The following is a 23,234-nucleotide window of genomic DNA, read 5'->3' as shown; positions in this document are numbered from 1 at the left end:
TAGTATTCAACGCATGGGTGATTTTACCTCCACCTCCAAAAGTTATTTATAGAGGTTGTTCAAACCGGCCTTTTTGAACCCGCCCATATATGCATGGGCTTGACTGCGCAGATTGGATAGCCATATTAGCCTTTTATCGCGTTGATGTAAAGAAATGTATATTGCCGCTAAAAAAAACCTCGTTATATGATATAGGTGGATTAATCATCCAGTTTTTCGTAATAAAATGCAATTTTCCTGCATATTTGCTCAGTAAGGCTTTTCCACCAAATCAAAACAATATGGAGGGACTATGAAGAAGACAATTTTGAAAGCCGTTTCAACAATGCTTGCGCTCGCCATGATGTTGACACCCGTCGTTCAGCCGGCAACCGTACATGCCCAGACTGCCTTCAAGGAAGTCATGAAAGAGGCGCCTCCGCCAGGTGAAGAAGATCCGCCTGCAGCAAACTCCAATCCCGATGATGCGGATGGAACGCCGCAAAAGGGAAACGATCCGGTACTTGACAAGGATGACAACCCGCCGCCGGACAATTCGCAGGACGATGCACAAAACAATACGAGAGACAACTCGCAAAAAAACACGAAATACAATCCACAGGATAATCCGCAAGACAATGCAAAGGACAACCCGAAAGACAACGCGAAGGATAACGCGAAAAAAGACAAAGCCGATGATGAGGCAGTCGAAATGCTATCAGATTCTTCGTTCGGCGGAACGAATCTGGCTCTGCACAAACCCGTCTTCGCCTCCGGCAATGAAGTGGATTATTTGAATCCGGAGCTGGCGGTCGATGGAAAGGGCAACACCAGATGGTCCTCCGCCCTCCAAGATGATCAATGGTTTTATGTCGATCTTGGCGAGAAAATGGATATCGACCGCGTCGTGATCCGCTGGCAAACTCCGGCGGAAAGCTACAAAATTCTCGTATCCGATGACGCCGAGCATTGGAAGAATGTGAAGGAAAATGACGGCGTGATTATGTGCAAGGGCGGCGTCGAAACTGTAGATTTCCCGCTGCTCCAGGCGAGATACGTGAAGTTCCAAGGGATCAAGCGGGCGCCTGTCGAAGGAACCTACTACGGCTACTCGTTTTATGAATTTGAGGTATACCAATTACATGACTTGCAGACGATCGTGGACAACGTAACCGCAGCAATCACAGTAAATCCTGGACAAACAAAGCTTGATTGGTCCGCGGCACAAATCCCTGAAGGCTATCAAGTCAGCCTGTATGGAAGCGACCGTGTTCAGGTGATCGACATGGACGGAAATATCCGGGAACCGCTGGTGGACGCCAAGGTAAATCTGATTGTCCAAGTCGAAGATAAAAAGGATCCGAGCCGCAAACTGCTGTCCGGAAATATTACGGTCATTGTGCCGGGGCAGCATAAACAGACGCCGGACCGGAATGCCGAACCGGATGTCATTCCATCCTTGCGGGAATGGTATGGGGAGACCGGCAATTATGCGCTGTCGAAGTCTTCGCGGATCGTTGTGGATTCGAAAGACCAAGCCGTTTTGCAAAACGCTGCCGAACTGACCCGCCAGGATCTGCAAGATATCACCGGTTTCGACCTCAAGATTGTAAACGGGAAACCGAAAAAAGGCGATTTGTTCTTATCGATAGATCCTTCCCTGGCATGGATTGGCGATGAGGGGAACCTGTTCAAGGTCGATCAGTACGTCTCCATTACCTCCGCTTCCGCCAAAGGCGTATTTTTCGGCACCCGAACCGCGCTGCAGATTATTAAACAGCATCCGGACCGGACCATTCCAAAAGGCGAAGCAAGAGATTATCCGAAATACGAGCAGCGAGGACTCATGATTGACGTTGCCCGCAAATTCTACACCATCGATTTTCTGCGGAGTTATGTGAAACTGCTGTCCTGGTATAAAATGAACACGTTCCAGATTCATTTGAACGATGATGTCGGCACGCCATTCGCAGACGGAACGACAGCGGCTTTCCGGCTGGAAAGCACCACTTATCCAGGGCTGGCAAGTCCAAACGGTTACTATACGAAACAGGAATTCAAAGACCTTCAGCTACTGGGCATGGAGTACGGCGTAAACGTCATCCCGGAAATCGATACGCCAGGGCATTCCCGCGCATTTACTTCCTACAACCCCGCGTTAGGGAACGAACGGGCGCTTGATATTTCCAAACCGGAAACGGTGCAATTCGTCAAATCCTTGTTCGATGAATATATGGACGGGACTGATCCGACTTTCATCGGACCGGATGTAAACATCGGCACGGATGAATACGCCGGAGATGTAGAAGTATTCCGCGGATATATGGATACCCTCATCAAACATATTAACAGCAAGGGCAAACACCCTCATTTATGGGGCGGGCTTACGCAATACAACGGTACGACTCCTATCAGCACGGACGCCACGATGGAAATATGGTATGAACCTTACGGCGCTCCGCAGCAGGCAGTGGATCTCGGCTATGACGTCATTAATGCCCAAAACGTATTCATGTATATCGTTCCTACCCTGTACGGGAACTACCTGAATACCCAGTTCCTTTACGATGAATGGGAGCCTGTCAAATGGGAGACAACGACACTTCCATTCGGCCATCCGCGCGTCAAAGGCGGCATGTTCTGCTTGTGGAACGATGTATCCGAAGCCAACGGACTGTCGATGGATGATTCGCATGACCGATTGCTGCCTGGAATTCAGGTCGTATCGGAGAAAATGTGGACCGGCACGAGAGATGACAGATCGATCGGGCGCTTTGAGCAGCGGAAGAAAAATATTGGTGATGCGCCAAACGCCGATCTGTCCCATAAAATCACTGTCAACAACGACGAAAACAGCGTTATTCAGTATACATTTGAAAACGGATTCAAAGACGGTTCCGGGAACCGTTTCGACGGCAAGGACGTTAACGTCAATATCACGCAAGGGAAATATGATAATGGCGTCCGGCTGAATGGCGGAAAAAGCTACATCGAAACGCCGGTGGAGGCCATCGGATTTGACTGGACCATCTCGATGTGGATCAAACCGGATCCGGGCAACCCGGATGACGCCGTTTTGATGGAATCCCCGGTCGGAACGCTGAAGCTGAAGCAAGGCAAAACCGGCAAGCTTGGATTTACGAAAGAACATTATGACAGTACTTTTGATTACGTCGTTCCGGAAGGCAAGTGGACGCATCTCACACTCAAGGGCGACAATAAGGGCGTGACGTTGTTCGTCAATTTGGATGAATATGTGGAACGGATGGAAGAAAAATATCCCAAAATGAATACCCTTGTCCTGCCAACGCTCCGGATCGGCAGCGAGACCAATGCCTTTAAGGGCGTACTGGACAACGTCATGATTTATAACAAAGCCATCGAGCTGCTCAGCAGCGACAACCTGGCCCTGCACCAAGCGACGGAATCATCCGAAACCGAATTCCCTTATTACTCGTCCGATAAGGCCGTCGACGGGGACGTATCCCCAAATTCCAGATGGTCCAGCGCTTATGTGGATGACGCCTGGTTCATCGTCGACCTCGGGGCGCCTAAAGACGTCAGCAAGGTCATTATCAAATGGCAAGGCGCCTATGCGGAGAAATACCAGCTGCTGGTGTCTACGGACAAGACAAACTGGACCAATGTGTCCGGTGGGGATGGGATCATCAATTCCAAAGGCAATCTGGATATCATCACATTCGATCCGCAGCAAGCACGTTATGTCAAGTTCCAGGGTGTAAAACGGGCCACCGTATTCGGAAATTCCTTTTTTGAATTCGAGGTGTACGGCTCCGACCATATTCAGGAATATAAGCAGCTGATTGCGAAAATGGATGAGCTGCTGAATCAGATCAACAATAATGGAAAACTGCACAAGTTGCTGCTGCAAGTCCTAAATCGTTATCCGTACGATGCCACGCGCGATCTGCGGCCGATGGAGGATCTGATTAACATGGTTGAGGCAAAATAATGTGAAGGGGCTGCCCCCAAGTCCGAACCGACCCCGATTGTCAGATAATCAACTGACAATCGGAGTTACAGTTCAATGACGGGGACAGCCCATTTTATTTATGCACCTATGAGTACAGATGAGGTCTTAATCCATTTTATTGATCTTACAATTCCTTCAGAAATTGAATGATTTTATCGCTAAGTCCAGGCAAGCCCTCATGTCCGAAATCCGGGAAAATCTCCAACTGCACAGGCGCGGTTATTTTATTGATAGCCGCAAACTGCGTGGACGGCGGACAGATGGTATCCATCAGTCCAACTCCAATCAGCATATCGGCCTTAATGCGCGGCGCAAGATTTTGGATGTCTATGTAACCAAGCTTGGTAAAAATCTCGTCTTCGCGTTGATGCTGCGGATCGAAAAGACGGAAATAAGTGCCAAGCTCCTCATAAGCGTTTTTGCACAAATCCATCTCCCAGGTTCTCCGGTAGTCGCTCAGGAACGGATATACCGGTGCCGCTTTTTTGATCCGGGGCTCCAAAGCTGCGCACGCGATCGTAAGCGCACCTCCCTGCGACCAGCCCGTAGCGCCGACGCGATCCGCGTCCACCTCCGGCAGATTCATCACAATCGCTGCCAGCTGCGCCGTATCGAGGAAAATGTCACGGAACAGCAGCCGGTGAGGATCCTCATTTTGCAGACCGCGGATAATGTGGCCGTTGTTCGTGTTACCCATCACGCCTCCGGTATCCTCGGACAATCCTCCTTGTCCGCGCACATCCATCGAAGCAATGGAGAAGCCAAGCGCAGGGTACGCCATTTTATCCATCCAGTCGCCGCTGCTGCCGCGGTATCCGTGAAATTGCAGCACAGCGGGATGCGGTCCCGCATCACCTTTGGGTCTGACATATTTCGCGTGCACTCTGGCACCGCTTACACCTGTAAAATACAAGTGAAAGCACTCCGCAAAAGGAAGCTGGAATTCGGCGGGAACAAGTTCGACTTGGGGATCCACGCTGCGCATTTCTTCAAGCGCCTTTTCCCAATACGCATCAAAATCATGAGGTCTCGGATTGATCCCCTGGTACTGCTTCAGCTCTGACAGGGGCATATCGATTAGCGGCATCGTCATCACCTTTTTCTTCAGATTGGACAAATCGAATTTCCGTGAATAACTGTTTCTAGCAGCTTCCCTATTATACCAGTTTGCACCATTCATTGGACCTGCGAATACTCATGAAAAATATAAAACATGCACATTTTCCCTGAGAGGGATGATGCATGTCTTTTGTTTGATAGATGTTATGTATCTATTTCAAGCTTCGAAGCTTCTATTAGCCTGCGGTACCTTTAGAGAAGCGAATAAATCGATGAAGCGATTAGGAAATAAACGACAAATGCTGCAATGGCAACCGCAATCGCAATCATCACTTTCACAGCTGGTTGAATCGACCGTTTACGGAAAATGGCCCCATTAACCAAAACGCCGACTGCCCCGATGATCCCGCCAAGCGCACCGCCGATAAAAACAAGTAGAATCGGAAGTAGACACCATATTTTATAACCTATCGGCATGGGCTTGGCAACTTGAATGATCGTACCATCCACGTCCAAATTCGGCACATCAACTCCCCAAAGATCATTTTTCCACCTGACAGTCACTTCCCTGCCATCATTCCGGCGCAGCTGCATTTTCTTGTTTCCAGGAACCTGCTGATCATTGACGAACAACCGTGGACCGCCCCATAAACCGCCCAATCGCGGCTCCACTTCAACAAGCTGTCCTTCAAAACCTTCCAAACGAACTTCATACCTCATATTACCATTCCTCCACATAATAAAATGGAATTCCATCAAAAGCCATGGCTACCATTATATATCGGATGGGACTGAATCTTTTTATATCATTTTGTAGCAATTTCTGTTCTTGAAAAGGGAAACCGTCAGAATAAATGTGTCATTTCTCGTTCCCGTGAATAGGCTATATCATCAAAATTGATCTGGAGGTTCAATCGCATGACGACAAGCAATTATCCCTTCGGACCCGGCTTCCAGTACATTTATCCGGTTCCTGTCGCTTATCATCCGTTTGCGTATACATTCCGCGCTCCGCTCCAGCCGGATCCCTATTTCTGGCCCATGCCTGACCGATCTTATCCTTTTGCGGGGACGTATCCGGGATATCCGGTTTTGCCGGCATATCCGACATATTTCTTCTCCCCATTTTCCGGCAACCCGTTCGACGCTCCCTATCCGCCGCCCGTTCCGAACCGGGTTGAGCCAACCTCCAAAGGTTTTCAAGTCAAACTTTCTCCCCAGCAGGAAAACTCGCTTGAACATATGCAGTTCGAAAATGTGAAAGCCGAGCATGTGAAAGTGGAAAATGTGAAAACTGAAAATGTAAAAGTTGAGCATGCGAAAGCTGAAAATGTGCAAGCTGAAAATGTAAAAGCAGAAAATGTAAAAGCAGAAAATGCAAAGGCTGAACATGCGAAAGTTGAGCATGCGAAGGCGGAAAGCCCTCCAGTCAAAGTGGACACCGGCATCGAAATTGGCGGCAAACATGGTGCCGGCTTCCACACCGACACGCAGGTAGACAAACATGGTGTCACGAATCATCTCAGCAGCCATGTCGGTGCGGAAGAATACGGCCTGAATGTGCAGAGCGCAGCCAATCTGGATAACAACACCAAAGGCTTTCAATTTGACACCGAAGGCCAGTTGGGCGGCAAATACGGCGTTCAGGCCCATGTGGAAGGCCATGCCGGCCTGAAGCAGGGAATCGGCCTCAGCACCGAAGCCCAGGTGGGCGGTGAGTATGGCATTGGCGCTCATATGAAGAGCCAGCTGGGCGGAGGCCAGGGAGCCGCATTCAGTACAGGAGCGCAAATCCTCGGTGACCACGGCCTAGGCGCTCACGCGGGTGCGCAAGTCGGCGGCGGTCAAGGCTTAAGCCTCACACTCGGCGGAAATGTCGGCAGCCATGACGGACAGGTGGGCATTAACCTCGGGGGCAAGGAGAAAAAAGAAAAGGAAAAGGATGTTTAATGCTCTGATCCCGCTCATTTTAGGCATGGCAGCTTAACTGGAATCGTAAGTATAAATCGCGAACAAAAAAGGCAGACCTCAAAGTAGTTCAACTACAAGAGGCTGCCCTTTTCGTATAAACAGTTGCGTCGTTGCCGGATAAAATGGATCGGATGACAAACGCCAAACACAACATGTTGATGATCTTGGACGTGTCGCTTTTTCATTCAGTAGTCGATCTGCCGCTTTATTGACCTTCATCGAATCGAAAGATGCATTTGTACAACCTTTTTATCACTTTTGGTGCTATATAGGTTTAATTATTGCAAAAGTGCAGGCTTTGGGGACCAAAAAATGATTATGCTTCCAATCAGCCAATAATTCCTGCACTTTCGCATCTTTTCCCACCTTGCAGATCTACCTCCCGAAAAAAAGATGCATTTTCGCATGCTTTTCCCAAACTTGCCAATTCCTCAGGGGAAATATTCCATCATAAGCCTGAAAATCTGGCATGCGCCGTACGCTCCCTTTTAAACATGCTGCAGTTCCTCGATCCCAATCTTGGGCAGTGCGGCGATCCCGGCCGTATTTAAGAAATTCCATGGCTTATTGAAATGAGGCTGGAAGAAGAAGTCGACAAAAGCCAGCTCGTCAACGCTCATCCCGTTTTGAATGCATACCGACAAAGTGTTCATCGCTTGGGTCAAGTCCACCCTGGACATGATCTGGGCGCCGAGCAGGCGGCGGCTGTCTTTTTCGAAGACGATCTTTAGCGTCACGGTTTCCGCCGTAGGCATAAATTCCGGACGGTAGGCATCCGTTATCGTAACCGCTTGGGCATCCAGCTCTTCATCATCGCAAGCACCCTCGGTCAGACCTGTCGAAGCCAGGTTCAAATCATATATTTTGAGGCCCGATGTTCCTTGCGTACCCATATATTTGGTGGTTGGACGCACCAGATTGTGAGCAACAAGCATCCCCATGCGTACCGCATTGGTAGCGAGCGGAATGTAGGCTTTTTTGCCCGTAGGGTTATAATGCACCGCACAGCTGTCACCCGCGGCGAATACATCCGGCTTGCTGGTGCGCATATATTCATCGACGATGATGGCCCCGTTTGGCAGCATATCCACTTGGCCTTTCAGCAGCTCCGTATTCGGACGGAAGCCGATGCACATGATAACCAAATCCGTTTCGATTTTACCCTTGCTTGTAATAACGCGGCTAACCTTTCCGTCTTGGCCTTCAAAAGCCTGCACCGTTTGTCCCAATGCCAGCTCGACGCCTCTCGCGCGGAACGCGTCTTCAATTTGACTGCTGAATTCCGCATCCAGATACCGGTTCAAAATCCGCTCCTCGCTGTCGATCAGCGTTACTTGTTTACCGCTTTCCTGGAATGCCTCCACCAGCTCCACGCCGATATACCCCGCGCCGACGACCGTAATTCTGCTGGCATTTTTCGCTTTTGCAATAATGGTATTGGAATGATCATAGTTTTTGCAGAGCAGGATATTGCCAAGGTCCATCCCGGCAAGCTTTGGAATAATCGGCCAAGAACCCGTGGTAACAATCAGTTTGTCAAAGGTATCCTCAAACACTTCCTCGGTCTTCAAATTGCGGACCCGCAGCGTTTTGGCGTCGGTATCGACCGATAACACTTCATGGCGCATATGAGTCACGACACCAAGCTCAGCCAGCTGCTCCGGTGAGGAATAAAATAGCCCTTGCGGATCTTTGACCACGCCGCCTACATACAAAGCGATGCCGCAGGATAAAAAGGATATATTATCATTGCGTTCATAAACGTTAATTTGTGCATCAGGGTAAAACTTCGCGGCATTGACTACCGCTGCGGTGCCTGCGTGTGTACAACCGATAACTGCGATTTTCATGTTAGGTTCCTCCCTGGGGACTGGTTTTTTAGATTATAGAATTCTGGTGTTAGCTAACGGCCATATAAAACTCATCTCTACATCACGTTTTTCTTGTGATTTATTTCACATCTATAATATACTGTGATTTTTTTCACATTTCAAGTGGTTTGATGTGTAATTTCAAAATTTGTTCAATTTTTCACAAGAGAAAATGGAGTATGTATTTTTTCCATGCACAAAAAACACCTCAGGGAATGAACGCATACGGTCCGAACCGGAAGGTTCTTCCCTCATCCATTCCATGAGGCGTGATTTAAAGAAATGATTTATTTAAGGTACGGCATCAGGCTTTGGCAACCTGAATCATGCCTTCTTGAACATCCACTCTGATATGGTGCACATTTTCGTCGTCCAGCACGAGGTCCGTGATGCCATCCTCTACATACTGCTGGATGACGCGGCGCAGCGGACGGGCTCCGAATGCCGGATTGTAGCCAAGCTCGGACAATTTTTTCTTCGCTTCTCCGGAAACGCTGAGCGTGATCCCCTGCTCGTCAAGTGCGCTTACAATGTCGCTGAGCATATGATCGACGATCTGCACAAGATCTTCTTCCTTCAGGGAAGCAAACGGGATGATCGCATCCACCCGGTTCAGAAACTCGGGCCGGAAATAAGCTCCAAGCGAATCCACAACCGATCCGGTTCGATCCGAGTGCTCAGCCGAGAAGCCGACGGTGATTTTCTTGTCCGCAGTACCGGCGTTCGAGGTCATAATGATGACCGTATCCTTGAAGCTTACGGTGCGGCCCTGGCTGTCGGTCAGGCGGCCGTCATCAAGCACCTGCAGGAACATGTTCTGCACGTCCGGATGCGCCTTCTCGATTTCATCCAGCAAAATGATGCTGTACGGGTTGCGGCGCACGCGTTCGGTAAGCTGCCCGGCTTCTTCATGGCCGACATATCCCGGCGGCGAACCGATCAGCTTGGAGACGGAGTGTTTCTCCATATATTCGCTCATATCGAGCCGGATCATGGCATCTGCCTGACCAAACAGCTCAGCGGCCAGCGACTTGGACAGTTCCGTTTTGCCGACGCCGGTTGGTCCGACGAATAAAAACGACGCAATCGGTTTATTTTTCGGTTTGAGCCCGGCGCGGCTGCGGCGTACCGCTTTGGCCACTTTTTCAACGGCTTCGGATTGGCCGATGACTTTCGTTTTCAGGCGGTCTGCCAGATTTCTCATCTTGTCCTGTTCATCCTGCTGCAATTTACCAACCGGAATTCCTGTTTTGCGTTCAATGATTTGCTGGATATCTTCCACATGGACTTCTGCCCGGCTGCTGCCTGTTTCGGCCTCATTGAGCCGCGCCACAAGATCGGCCTCCTCGTCGCGCAGTTGGGCGGCGCGTTCATAGTTTTCCATGCGCGTTGCCTGGTCCTTCTCCGCTTTGACCTTCTCCAGGCGCGCTTGAAGCTGGCCGTGGCCGCCTTCGGATACGCGCAGGTTCAGCTTGGCTCCCGCTTCATCCAGCAGATCGATCGCTTTGTCGGGCAGGAAACGGTCTTGAATATAACGGTGTGACAATTGCACGCAAGCCGCTATGGTATCGTCCGGATAACGGACGCCGTGGAATTCCTCGTATTTCGGACGCAGTCCTTTCAGAATCTCGATCGTTTCCTCAGGCGTTGGTTCATCGACCATTACCGGCTGGAACCGACGTTCCAGGGCGGCATCCTTCTCGATCTGGCGGTATTCTTTCAGGGTAGTCGCGCCGATAACCTGCAGCTCTCCGCGTGCCAGCACCGGTTTCAATATATTGCCGGCATCCATGGAACCTTCGGCGGAACCTGCGCCGACCAGCAGATGGATTTCGTCAATGAACAACAGGATGTTCTCGCGCTGCTGCAGTTCGGCGATCAATTGTTTGACCTTTTCTTCAAACTGCCCGCGGATGCCTGTACCCGCAACCAGCGAAGCTACGTCCAGCGAATAAACTTCTTTGTTCAGCAGCTTGGACGGCACTTTGCCTTCGACAATGCGAAGAGCGAGGCCTTCGGTGATGGCCGTTTTACCAACCCCCGGCTCGCCGATCAACACCGGATTGTTTTTGCTGCGGCGGTTCAAAATCTCAATCACCCGCTCGATTTCTTCCTCGCGGCCGATGACGGTATCAATGCGGCCTGCTTTGGCCGCATCATTCAGGTTGCGGCCGAGCTGATCCAAAATGCCGCCGCCATTGCCTCGGCCGCCCTGAGCCCGCTTGGCATCGGCGTTTATGCCCGATGCTTCATGAAAAGCTTGCGGCGGCTGCATCAATCCATGGAAGAACTCATCAATCGGCGACATTCCCGATGTGCCGAAACCGGCGTGGAATGGAATTCCGTTATTGATTTTCGCGTAGCATTCCTGGCATAAATACATTTGTTCGGATTTGTTATTTATCGTTAAGCTAAGTCCTACCGTTGCTTCGTTAGATTTACATTGTTGACAACGCATGTTTCATTGCCCCTTTCTTCATAATTCATCGGAAACTCATTTTTTCACTTCGTGTAACTATGCAAAAGAACATCTCCACTGCAGCGTTTAAAAGGTTGTTCTCAAGGTCCGCTTTTGACAAGAAAATCTTTAATCTAGGCCGCTTCAAGAGATGGAGGACCGAGATCGAATACCGACCTTATTTTGAAAAACCCGATTTAACAGTTTTGATGTTTGATCAATTGTTTTGACTTTGACTTTCTTTGACTATTATAACGCAAATGGATGGATTGTCAACAGTTTTGAAAATAATTATTTGAAAATTTTCACTCCATTTTCCCATCGTTAAAATAGCTAATAAGACTTGTCCTTCTTATGTATGTTCGTCGTCCCTAGTGCTTGAGATGGGAAGGTTGATTGCAAAGTAACCCCACAAAGAGTATCGGAAAGAAGTAAGGGCGCCCTTCAAAGAGGGGCGCTTTTACGGAGCAAAAGTACTGAGTGGAGCCTATGCTTCGATGCTTATTCCAAATACTTTGCGGGGACCTCTGAAGTTTATCTTTCTGAAATGTAAGAAAAACGTCTATCGACGTACTCTCATAGAAGACAGACCGCATTTAGCGGTAATTTTTCTTGCGATATAAGGATGCGAGATCTCCGAAGTTTATACTTTCTTATATCTTAAGAAAAACGTCTATCGACGTACTCTCATAGAAGACAGACCGCGTTTAGCGGTAATTTTTCTTGCGATATAAGGATGCGAGATCTCCGAAGTTTATACTTTCTTATATCTTAAAAAAATCCCACCTTAGACTGTCGCCTGATCGGTGGGATTCCGCTAGTTTACTTTGTCTGTTTCACTGTGATTTGGAATGTCGAGCCTGCGTCACCGACAAACGCAATTTTGCCGTTTTTAGGGAGTACGCACTCATTGCTGCCGCTTATGATTGAATAATTCACGCAGTTGCCTTCTTCATCATAAACAGCAAATGAAGCCTTCGCGGGCATAGTCACTTTCATCGTCTTGCCGGCGGCAGCTGCAGGTACGCTGTACCATTTGGCCTCCCCGTTTTCACCCACCGTTACAACTGCGTCTTTGCCGATGTGCATAGGTTTCACGCCGTCTTCGCTAATTAACACATATCCGCCAATTTCACAGTATTCTATGCCATCCTTCATATAAAAATGTAATTCCCCGGTATCCCGGCCTCCATTAGCAGGAATCTGATAGAGGGCAGCAGCCGTATCCGGCCCTGTCAAAGCTTTATCCAATAAATAACCCGGCAAATCCTTGTTAAGGGCAATTTTCATCGCAATTGTATTCATATAATAGGCCGCAGAACTGTATTTTTCACTGACCGTATAAAATGCCTTTCCGTTCCGTTTCGTCCAAGCATCGGCTGTCTCTTTGGATACAGGCTGATCATCCAGCTTTTCTGACGCATAATTAGACATAGCCAGCTGTCCCAAGCCCGGGATACTTACATAATCCCTTTCCCACAAATAAGTGCGTCCGTTCTTCTCAGTCACAAAGCTGATCTTCGATGTACCTTCTTCATTCATAAAGGTTCCGTCCTGCGTATAAACGAATTTCTGCCCCGGATATCCAGGAACCAAAGGTACCGTCGCCGTAAGCACGCCATCTTGAACCGCTATTTTCATTTGTTGGCCGAAGGCGCCATAATACCCTGCATACTTCTTCATTTCGTCTGGCATTTTTGCTTTGACAGGTTTGCCAAACGATTTTTCCGGTTTGAATTCCTGAATTGCGCCCTTTTTCTTCAGCGCCTGCAACAGCAACTCGCTGGCAAGCATCTGGTTGGTCATACTGGAGCCGCCGGAGGAAAGTACGGCCGCAGCCATGTTTTGCTCAGGCAGCACTACCAAGGAGGAATGATAATATATTATATCTCCGCCTTTGGCCAGGGCCTTCATTCCATATTGGTTAAAGGGGAATAATTTCACGCTGTCCCAGCCAAGGCCAAAATCGCCGGAGTTATCGGCATCCTTCGGCCACAAGCCCTTTTTGTATTCCTCCTGCTCCATCGCCCGCAGCGATGAATCCGCCAGGATGCCCTGTTTTTGCCCGGTAAATACTTGCGATAGCCGCACCATGTCTTCGGCCGTCGAATAGATGCCGCTCGTGCCGATGAGGTTGGCCGTCAGATTCGGAAGCTGCCCCGGATAAGTCGGCGTATAAAGCCCCGCCATTTTGCCCGGATCGAACGTTTCCTGCGATGTTTTGGTATGATCCATATTTAGCGGCTTGGTAAAATACTGATGAATCAATGCGGTAAAATCAAGCCCACTCACCCTTTCCACAAGAATCTCGGCCAGTGTAAATCCGTCATTGCAATAAACGGAGAAGGCACCCGGGTCTGCTTTTAGACTTTGGGTCTCCAAATGTTTCAGCAGGTTGTCATGGGCGTACGAATCGCTGTCGTTAAACAAAAAAGAATTCCCCAGGCTTGATCCCTGCAGACCGGAGGAATGGTTCAGCAGCATCCGTACGGTGATTTGCTTGTAACGTTCATCCTTCATCTTAAAGTCAGGTATGTACTTGACTACAGGATCGTCCAGATCTATTTTCCCTTCCTCCACCAATTTCATCACAGCCGCAGTCGTAAACATTTTGCTTGTCGATCCGATGCCGTACATCGTTTCTTTGGTGAGGGGAATTTTGCCTTGCGCATCATTTTTCCCCGTTTGCCCTGATACCACCACTTTGCCATTGTCGATCAATGCGTATTGAACGCTGGTCGTACCGTATTTTTGCGTAAGTAAAGCAGCCTTTTCCTTAGCGATTTGGTCTAAATCGATCTTTTGCCCGGCCTGACTTGCAACCGGTTTCTTGTTAGCCTCCGCGGCACTCGCCCCTGCAGGTAATACCGGCGTCAGCACGAGCGCGGCAGCCAGCACCCACAGCAATCTTTTTTTCATAAAAAATAACCCTCCTTTTGTCGGATATACAGAGTAATACGGTTTTGCATAAGGGAATGGTTCAGATTTCCACGCGCCAAATTAATTTCACTGAAAAGCAAAACCCTTCATCAAACACAAAAAAACTTCATCCAAGACAGCCGGACCATTGAAACCGACTCGAACCCGCCTTGAATGAAGCTTTTGAATGCAAACATCTATATTTGAAAACCTAGGATGAAACTGCGCTTTTGCCGACATGCTCCTTAATCCTGCCGTTTATCCAATCCCGCTTGGACAGAAGCCAATCCGCATCTTTCGGATAGCTGCTGAACGTGATCGCCTCGTCCAATCCATCGTCCAGCGCCGCAAGCACCGCATCCCGGCCAATCCATTCCTCAAGCAAACGGAGTGCCCGCAGATCCTGCAGCGCTTCCCGCAGCACTTCCATACGGATGGATTCTATCGGCCCTTGGTCACCCGGATAAACCAGAAACGGATCGCCTGATGGGAAGGCACCACCCGCATCCGTTACGCGGAAAGGATCGATGACCCGTTTGGAGTACTGCGTATACCAGAAGTTATATCCCCAATGCAAAAATCCGGCCGCATCATATTTATACAGCTGATATCCAAGGATCCGGTTGCGTGCGGACGGCATGCAGAAAAACCGATTGGATACTTTTTGGAATTGGGAGGTGCAGTAATATGTCCAAAGCGGAGTAACTCCGTTTTCCAGAAAAGGCTCGATATGGTTGTTTGCCGGGATCGGCGTTTGCACCAAACCTTTTTCATAGAAATCAAAATCCGATAGCGCGTCGATCACCGGGAAGCCCGCCAGCAAATCCTTCACCATCCGCTGGGCGCTGGCATAAGATTCGAGATGCTCCAGCGTCGGCTCGTCGGATATGTGGAAATAACTACGATCTTCGATTCCATTCTCCCGGATCCAGGCCACCAGCTGCGGCAGGAATTGTGTCAAAAACGCATGATACGCTTCGCCGGAAGCATCCGTCTCCCAGCCGAAAATACGCTGCAGCCCACCATCAACCTTAGCCACAATCTTTGGCGCATGTTTCGCGCCCCACTGTGTAAACAAATGCGAAAACTCAAAGTACTCGATACCGCATTTGTGGCATAAGTCCACCCAACGCTTCAGACGATCAAAGCCAAAGTTGTACTCGTCTTGCCCCGTCACCTCCACGTCCACCAGCTGTACGGTCGGCCGTTCACCGCCAACCTCGGTATCCAGCGGCGGCGTAAATATGGGCGTCAGCAGCATATTTACGCCATGATCGGCAGCCGTTTGTATGTATTGTTCAAGCAGCTCCCAATGTCGTTCGCTGAACACTTCCATTTGATACTGTGTTGCTATACAATCCGTATGGAACCACTCTGTATGCAAAAGCTGCTGCGGCGGCAGCTGCGCGCCGATGATTTCCAGTTCGTAACGTTCCTCCGCCAGCTTCTCGCCCGACTCCGTTTCGAAACGGACCACAATCGGATAAAGCCCCGGTTTCACCTGATTTTGCGGGTTCACCGTAATCCATAACGAACGCCATTGTCCGGGAAATCCGCGCACAGCATCATCTGTAAGCGGTAACAAAGGATCGGGATATAAGCCTGGAGCAGTACGCAGTACATTCTCGTCGTGGTTGTAATGGTTCGGCAATTCGGAAGGAACCAGTCCGATGCTGCGGACGGTCATCCATTCCTCCAGCTCCGACTCAATTTTCACCTTGACCACCGGCGTCAGCTGCTGCGCACGATAAGCGACTTGATAGGAAAATACTTCATTGAGCAGCGCCGACCCCTTCGCCGGTCCTGCCCCCTGCAGTTCTTCGTCAGGAAATACCTTTACCAATGAATGGACGATGCGGGTTTCAAATGTTTGCGTCATTACAAAATCTCCTCCCTCCATATTCTTATGACTCCCAGTTTACTCTATGCAGAATTTCCTTCAAGGCCTAATTTTCCGGATTTGCGGCGTATTTACGAAAACGTTCCATCATACTATACGGCAGATCCTGCGGGCTCCTCCGTTTTCGGCTTCGCCATCTCGCGCTGAGCCGTAATCAGATTGTAATAGATCCCTTTTTTCTCAATCAGCTCGGCATGGGTGCCTATTTCGGCGATCTCCCCTTTGTCGAGAACGATCAGCCTGTCGGCATGCCGCAGCGTCGAGAGCCTGTGCGCAATCGCCAAGGTCGTCCGGTTCCGTGTCACCCGGCGTAACGCTTCCTGAATCGCCGTCTCCGTATCGATATCCAGCGAAGCAGTCGCCTCATCCAGAATCAAAATCCGCGGATCGTTCAGCACAGCCCGGGCAATCGCGATCCGCTGCCGCTCACCCCCGGATAGATTGCTTCCGTTCTCATCAAGCCTTGTATCGTATCCGTCCGGCAGCCGGAGAATAAAATCATGCGCATTAGCGATTCTCGCCGCCTCAAGCACTTCCTCATAGGCAGCATCCGGTTTGGAATAGCGGATATTATCCAGAATCGTTCCGCCGAACAGAAAGGTTTCCTGCAGCACAACACCGATTTGGGAGCGCAAATGAGCCTGTTCGATCCGGCGGATGTCTACCCCATCGATCAAAATCTCCCCTTCGTTCACGTCATAAAAACGGGAGACTAGATTAATCAGCGTCGATTTGCCGGCTCCCGAGTGGCCGACTAAACCGATCATTTCTCCCGGCTTGATTTCAAAGTTGATTTGTTTGAGCACAGGCTCGTAAGACTTATATCCAAAGATCACATCGCGGAAGGTAATCCTTCCTTCTATGGAATGCTTGACGGAGCCATCCGCATCCATAACCTCCGGCTGCTCGTCGATGACCGAGAATATCCGGTCGATGGAAATTACCGCGTCAGCCACCCATCTCGGCATAAACATCAGCCAGGCGATCGGCCCGTAGATCATCGAAGCGTACCCGGTGAATTGGACCAGTTCACCCAGAGTCATCTGCTGGCCGATTATCATGTAGCAGCCGATGAGAAGCACCAAGTATTGCCCCAACTGGATCAGATAGTTGGAAATAGGAAACAGCATGCTGAACATTTTCTCAGTCCGATACGTCGCGGCCGCGAACTCGCTGTTATACTGCCTGAACCGCCGGACCTCCCGCTCCTCCTTGCCAAAAGCTTTGACAACACGGATGCCGCTCAGCACATCATGCAGGTAGGAATTAGCCTTGTCATAGATTCTTATCTGCTTCTGAACCAGCTTCCACACGACACCCTTCCATACGTATCTCTGCAGACAGGCAACAAGCGGAGCCGGCAGCAGAACGACAAACGCCAGCCGCCAATCTGCCGCAAAAAGCAGCACGCTTGCGGATACCAAAATGATCAGCTGATATACCGCCGTCGTGAACAACTCCTGCAGCAGATTCCGGATGCGGTCCGTGTCCGATGTGATCCGGTTCATGATGTCCCCGGCCCGCTGCGACGTCAAGAAACCAAGCGACAAACCTTGGATCCGCTCGTATACCAGCTTGCGCAGGTCCGCCGCAATCTCCGAGCTTGCTTTGGCCATGATTCTGCCTTTCAAAATGCCGAGCCCTTCCCCGCCTATCAACACCAGCAGCAAACCTGCAATGGCCCAAATAAACACCTGCATATCGGGTTCAAGTCCAGCCGGCGGCTGCAGGGAAGAATTCACAAGCAGCTTCTGCAAGTAAGGACCGAGCATGGAAACCGCGGCCGCCGCCAGAATGACTGCCAGACCTGCGGCAAAGGTTTTGGCATGGGCACGGGAAACCGACAACAGCCGCTTAAAAGCAGCCGCTTTATTCATGCAATTCGGACACACCCTGGTACCGTGAACGAGCAGACCGCCGCAGCTTGCGCAAACCGGTTCTTCTTCATCGTTATAGATCCGGATTTTCCGCTGCCTTGATATATCATTCAGGATCTGCGCGATATATCCATACCTTGCAGCATGCCTCAAGGACATTCTGGTCAGAATAAATTTGGCCCCGCCTTCCTCCCCTTCGAGTACGGCGCTGCCGATCAGCGGAACGACCTTGTACTCCCCGGCGTCCGCAATGTATCGGCTTTCGATTACAGCCCCTTTCTCCACCAAGGCCCATTTCCGCTCGCCAATGACGAAATAGCGCTCCACCCGCTTCCCGCCAAGCGAAAGATCTGCCGGAACACAGTAGCGGATCAGCTCTCCGACAGCCTGCTTGGCTGCAGGGAGATCATGTTCGGGCAATGTAAAGTTAAGATTCATGAATACCTCCATCCCCTCGGCAGATGCCGTGATGCAAGTCTACATACATACTTCAACCATCTTGTATTCCTTGTCGCTTAAACGGTCCAGGCAGGGAATGACAAAACGGTTGCCGTCGACGTCTACGATCAGCAGCCTGCTTGCGTTCATGAGCTTCACATTCCCCGCGCCTCCCCGGACCGTAAACCGGCAAAGCCCGGATGTGGTTTCCGCTTCCCAATAGAAGTAACCAAATTCCTCTTTAACCAACAGCACCTTCGTAATTTCCGGGGCGAAATACCGCAGCCGGACTTCTTCCTCCAAAAGCTGCTGCGACTCCGCCGGGAAATCGTCCAGGGAACGGATCATGCCGATCTCCTCATTGTCTACGGTTCGAACCGATAAATAAATACGGTTGTTGGTGTGGGGAAAAGAGCAATGGATGTACACTCCCGGATATTCTTCATCCCCGATTCTAACGTTCAGCATATGGCCTTTCGTCCGGGTAAAAATCGCATCAGCAGGGGAAAGATACCGGATACGGGCCGCTTCAGCCAAACCGGCGCTGTCGCCGCCATCCCGCGAACCTGTGGCAACGCTTGTTTCATGATTGTTCATGCTATAATCGCCTCTTTCATCTTCAGCGCTTCATCATGCTTCCTTACCAGACTATGATAAGCTCCTTCCTTTTCCATCAGCTCATCATGCGACCCTTCTTCCACGATTCTCCCTTGTTCCAGCACGATCAGGTAATCGGCATTTCTTAATGTGGACAGGCGATGCGCAATCGCAATCGTCGTCCTTCCCCGGGTCAGGGTGTCAAGCGCCTCCTGGATTTGCAGCTCTGTCTTCGTATCCAGCGACGCGGTGGCTTCATCCAGAATCAATATTTTCGGATTATGCAGGATCGCCCTCGCAATGCTTAGTCTCTGCTTCTCGCCTCCGGACAGGTTATGGCCGCCAGTGCCAACGATGGTGTCATACCCATCGGGAAGCTTTTCGATAAAATCATGCGCACCTGCGACCTTGGCCGCATGAACCAAATCGGCGAGGGTACAATCGGGATCGGCATAGGCGATATTTTCGGCAATGCTTCCGGACATGACATACACATCCTGGGAGACGATTCCGATATGTTTGCGCAAGGAAGGCGAAGCCAAATCCTTGACCTGGAGCCCATCGATCCGGATTTCCCCTTCGTTTACGTCGTACAGCCTTGGAATCAGATTAACCAGGGTCGATTTGCCCGCTCCCGAATGGCCGACGACGCCGATCATTTGACCTGGTCTGGCATGCAGCGATACTTCTTTTAAGATCGTTTTGTTGGGTTCATAACCAAAAGTCACTTTATCGATCTCGATTTCGCCCCGAATATCCGTAATCTGAACGGCATCCGGCTTATCGACCACATCAGGCACCGCATCATGAATTTCAAAAATCCGCTGGGCTGCGGACATGCAATAAGACCACCAGTTCGAAATGTTGTTCATAAACTGGATCGGGCCATACAGCAGAAGCATGTAATTGATGAAAGTCATCACTTTACCGAAGGTGAAATCCCCCTGCATGACCTTCCAGCCGCCAAAAGCCCAAATCAAAATGCCGCCGGTCTGGGTCAATATATTGAGGATGGGAAATACAGTCGCGCCCATTTTGTTGAATGATTGTTCCGCATCGGAAAAAGCGACGCTGGCCCTCTGGAAGCGGTCATTTTCCATCTGTTCCTTCCCAAAAGCCTTTACCACTCGCGTCCCGCGGATCGTATCGCTGATGATGGCATTCATGGCGCTAATCCTTTTATGCCTCCGGATGGACAGACGCCATAATTTCGGGAACACCTTGCGCACCAGGAAAAATACGAGCGGAAGCGGTAGCAGGCACAGAATCGTCAACCGCCAATCCATAATAAGCAGAACCGCGACAATTCCGATAATATTCATGGCGTTCACCACGAAATAAGAAATGCCGTCGACAAAGAAATACTGCAGTTCGACCGCATCGTTATTGACCCGCGTCATCAGCTGTCCGGTTTGCTTTTTCTCAAAAAAACTCAAGGACAGACGCTGCATCGCTTGAAATACGCTGGCTTTCAGATCGAAAGCGATGTTTGCGGCCATTTTCGCGTTGATGACTCCATAGATCACCCCAAACAAAAGCGCCAGCGTCCGGAATACGATCATCAACATAATGACGAGCCCGATCCTTCCCGCAAACGCGCCTTCACCGCCTAACGCCTGATCAAATAGCAGCGTCCCCTGCAAATAAGGAATCACAAGGCTTGCGGCCGAGTTCAGCAGCATAAACAGCACGATCCAAAATATAGAAACCTTGTATTTGCCCGCAAAAGACAGAAGCCTGCCGAAAACGGCATGTTTCTTCATGCACTTGGGACAAACCATCCTCCCTTCTTCCGGATACATCATCCCGCACTTCGGGCAAGCGGCGCGTTCATGGCTGTCATTCAGCTCATCTTCTTCAAACGCTTCATTGTTTTTCAACTTATTAAAAATACCTGCCAGCTTCGCCGCCTGCTTCATGCCCCCATTCGTAAACGCCGCGATGGCCCGTTCTTCCGGCGCCCTGATGACGACTAGACCGGAGCCAACCAGATTCACGATCGTCAGGGACTCCATATCCTTGATCGGGATCTTCTCCATACACCACTCTACAGGAGCAGCATTTGAAAGCCCTTTCGTTTTAGCCTTTGCGATATACCCGCTGTACGTCTTTTCATGAACTGCCAGATCGCTTGTCATGATTAGTACATCCTCATAGGTGAGCACTATGTACGTATCTGTAAAACCCTCATCCAAAGAGCGGTCGCACAGCATCCAGGTCAACACTTGATCTGCCGAGGTTATGTGCTGCTCCAAAACATGCATGATTTCATTTGGAAGTTTCTCCATGTTTCCTCCAAATTTTTAATTTTGTAGTTGAATCATGTACGGAATATCATACACTTTTTGCGGCTTCCAAGAAAGGGAAAAAATTCTTAAAACTAAACTGCCTTTAAGCCACTGGCATGTCCCATTTTTACAGCAGAGTCGAAGCCCTTTCCGCGACAACTAAAAAGGCCCCCCTCAGAACAACTGAGAGAAGCCTTTCGATATATAAATGGAGGGGAAACTATTTGGTTGCGTTTTTCCAGTCTGCCGCGAATTTTTCGATCCCTTGATCGGTCAAAGGATGTTTAACGAGCTGCGCAATAACGCTGAATGGAACCGTCGCGATATGGGCCCCGGCCATGGCTACGCGGGTCACATGATCCGGATGGCGGACCGAAGCGGCAATGATTTGCGATTCCAGTTTATGAATACGGAACAACTCGGCAATTTTGGTTACCAGCAGAACGCCGTCTTCCGAAATATCATCCAAACGTCCCAGGAACGGAGAAACATACGTAGCACCGGCACGCGCGGCCAGAAGCGCCTGGTTCACGGTGAAAATAAGGGTTACGTTAGTTTTGACGCCTTTTTTGGTGAGGTAGCGGCATGCTTCCAGACCGTCAAGCGTCATCGGAAGTTTAATCGTGATATTTTTGTCGCCACCGTTGATCTTGATCAGTTCTTCCGCTTGCGCGATCATTTCTGCCGCCGTCAACGCATCCGGAGTAACTTCGGCGGATACCGATTCGACTTCAGGAACAGCCTGCAAAATTTCGGCAATACGGTCTTCGAATTTCACGCCTTCTTTGGCAACAAGGGACGGGTTGGTGGTAACGCCGGAAAGCACGCCGATTTTGTATGCCTTTTTGATGTCCTCAAGATTCGCAGTATCGATAAAAAATTTCATGATTCTCTACCTCCGTTTTTTAAAATTTTAAAGATTTGGCAAAATCATCGCGGTATTCATTAGTTTTTGACTACGGCATGACCGCCGAATTCATTGCGAAGCGCGGCTACCACCTTGCCGGTAAACGTATCGTTCTCCAGGGAACGGTAGCGCATCAGCAGGGACAATGCAATAACCGGAGTTGCCGTTTGCAGATCCAAAGCGGTTTCCACGGTCCATTTGCCTTCGCCGGAAGATTGCATAACGCCTTTGATGCCGTCAAGCTTCGCATCTTTGGAGAATGCCTGCTCGGTCAGCTCCATCAGCCACGAACGAATAACGGAGCCGTTATTCCATACGCGCGCAACCTTCTCATAATCATAATCATATTCGCTTTTCTCCAACACTTCAAATCCTTCGCCAATAGCCGCCATCATTCCGTATTCGACGCCATTATGAACCATCTTGAGGAAGTGGCCGCTGCCGGCTTTGCCTGCATACAAGTAACCATTTTCTACCGCAGTATCTTTGAAGATTGGCTCTACGATGTTCCAGGCTTCTTCATCCCCGCCGATCATGTAGCATGCGCCGTTACGTGCGCCTTCCATGCCGCCGGAGGTGCCCACATCAAGGAAGCTTACGCCGATTTCCTTCAGCCGGTTGTATCTGGCGATCGATTCTTTATAATGGGAATTTCCTGCTTCGATGACGATATCCCCTTGGGACAGAAGCGGTGCCAGCTCATCGATGACCGAATCCACGACTGCATGCGGAACCATGATCCACACGATTCTTGGAGTTTCCAAGGAAGCGACCAGCTCTTTCAAGGTTGCAGCGCCTTTGGCTCCTTTGCTTTTCATGTCTTCCACCGCGGCGGTGTTCAGGTCGAAAGCCACGACCTCATGTTTATGATCCATCAGATTTTGACCCAAATTCAATCCCATTTTTCCTAGTCCGATTAATCCTACTTGCATATGATTATTCCCTCCACGCCCATGTTTTTTTCTCTATGTTCCTA

Annotated in this window: 13 protein-coding genes; 2 read left to right on the top strand and 11 right to left on the bottom strand. The window is 49.9% G+C overall.

The genetic code is table 11. The features are described from left to right. Window positions 1-292: 292 nt before the first annotated feature. Window positions 293-3,952 carry a discoidin domain-containing protein gene (locus L6442_RS01700; protein WP_237100178.1) on the top strand — a complete coding sequence of 1,220 codons (3,660 nt, stop codon included), beginning with the start codon at window positions 293-295 and terminating at the stop codon, window positions 3,950-3,952. A 145-nt stretch (window positions 3,953-4,097) separates the two neighbouring features. On the opposite strand, the gene L6442_RS01695 is transcribed toward L6442_RS01700, so the two are convergent. Continuing rightward, window positions 4,098-5,060 (bottom strand): acetylxylan esterase, encoded by a 963-nt coding sequence (locus L6442_RS01695; protein ID WP_194231941.1) that lies wholly within the window; start codon window positions 5,058-5,060, stop codon window positions 4,098-4,100. 224 nt (window positions 5,061-5,284) lie between these two features. Next, complete coding sequence (locus L6442_RS01690) at window positions 5,285-5,752, bottom strand: hypothetical protein (protein WP_212979191.1); 468 nt, start codon at window positions 5,750-5,752, stop codon at window positions 5,285-5,287. 198 nt (window positions 5,753-5,950) lie between these two features. Here L6442_RS01690 and L6442_RS01685 point away from each other — a divergent pair, with 198 nt between their 5' ends. Beyond that, entirely contained in the window at window positions 5,951-6,982 is a 1,032-nt protein-coding gene (locus tag L6442_RS01685; RefSeq protein WP_212979190.1) for a hypothetical protein, read from the top strand. A 509-nt stretch (window positions 6,983-7,491) separates the two neighbouring features. Here L6442_RS01685 and L6442_RS01680 read toward each other — a convergent pair. From L6442_RS01680 to gnd, 9 genes are all read right to left on the bottom strand, one after another. Then, entirely contained in the window at window positions 7,492-8,853 is a 1,362-nt protein-coding gene (locus L6442_RS01680; protein WP_212979189.1) for an FAD-dependent oxidoreductase, read from the bottom strand. A 325-nt stretch (window positions 8,854-9,178) separates the two neighbouring features. Continuing rightward, on the bottom strand, window positions 9,179-11,332 hold the full coding sequence (locus L6442_RS01675) for an ATP-dependent Clp protease ATP-binding subunit (protein WP_212979188.1): 2,154 nt from the start codon (window positions 11,330-11,332) through the stop codon (window positions 9,179-9,181). An 822-nt stretch (window positions 11,333-12,154) separates the two neighbouring features. After that, complete coding sequence (locus L6442_RS01670) at window positions 12,155-14,251, bottom strand: serine hydrolase domain-containing protein (protein ID WP_212979187.1); 2,097 nt, start codon at window positions 14,249-14,251, stop codon at window positions 12,155-12,157. A 211-nt stretch (window positions 14,252-14,462) separates the two neighbouring features. Continuing rightward, the gene (locus tag L6442_RS01665; RefSeq protein ID WP_212979186.1) at window positions 14,463-16,130 is read right to left on the bottom strand and encodes a DUF4091 domain-containing protein; all 1,668 of its coding nucleotides are present in this window, start codon (window positions 16,128-16,130) and stop codon (window positions 14,463-14,465) included. Window positions 16,131-16,243: 113 nt separating this feature from the next. Then, complete coding sequence (locus L6442_RS01660; protein WP_212979185.1) at window positions 16,244-18,466, bottom strand: ABC transporter ATP-binding protein; 2,223 nt, start codon at window positions 18,464-18,466, stop codon at window positions 16,244-16,246. 39 nt (window positions 18,467-18,505) lie between these two features. Then, on the bottom strand, window positions 18,506-19,063 hold the full coding sequence (locus L6442_RS01655; protein ID WP_212979184.1) for a DUF1854 domain-containing protein: 558 nt from the start codon (window positions 19,061-19,063) through the stop codon (window positions 18,506-18,508). Beyond that, window positions 19,060-21,351: an ABC transporter ATP-binding protein gene (locus L6442_RS01650; RefSeq protein ID WP_212979183.1), complete on the bottom strand. Its 2,292-nt coding sequence runs from the start codon at window positions 21,349-21,351 to the stop codon at window positions 19,060-19,062. Before L6442_RS01650 ends, L6442_RS01655 begins: the two co-directional genes overlap by 4 nt. Before the next feature lie 220 nt (window positions 21,352-21,571). Continuing rightward, complete coding sequence (gene fsa / locus L6442_RS01645) at window positions 21,572-22,237, bottom strand: fructose-6-phosphate aldolase (RefSeq protein ID WP_212979182.1); 666 nt, start codon at window positions 22,235-22,237, stop codon at window positions 21,572-21,574. Window positions 22,238-22,296: 59 nt separating this feature from the next. Next, window positions 22,297-23,190 carry a phosphogluconate dehydrogenase (NAD(+)-dependent, decarboxylating) gene (gnd, locus tag L6442_RS01640; RefSeq protein WP_194231913.1) on the bottom strand — a complete coding sequence of 298 codons (894 nt, stop codon included), beginning with the start codon at window positions 23,188-23,190 and terminating at the stop codon, window positions 22,297-22,299. Between the last annotated feature and the right edge of the window lie 44 nt (window positions 23,191-23,234).

Source organism: Paenibacillus azoreducens (genome assembly GCF_021654775.1).
GTDB classification, from domain to species: Bacteria; Bacillota; Bacilli; order Paenibacillales; family Paenibacillaceae; genus Paenibacillus_AQ; species Paenibacillus_AQ azoreducens.
This window is presented reverse-complemented; position numbering and strand designations above follow the sequence as displayed.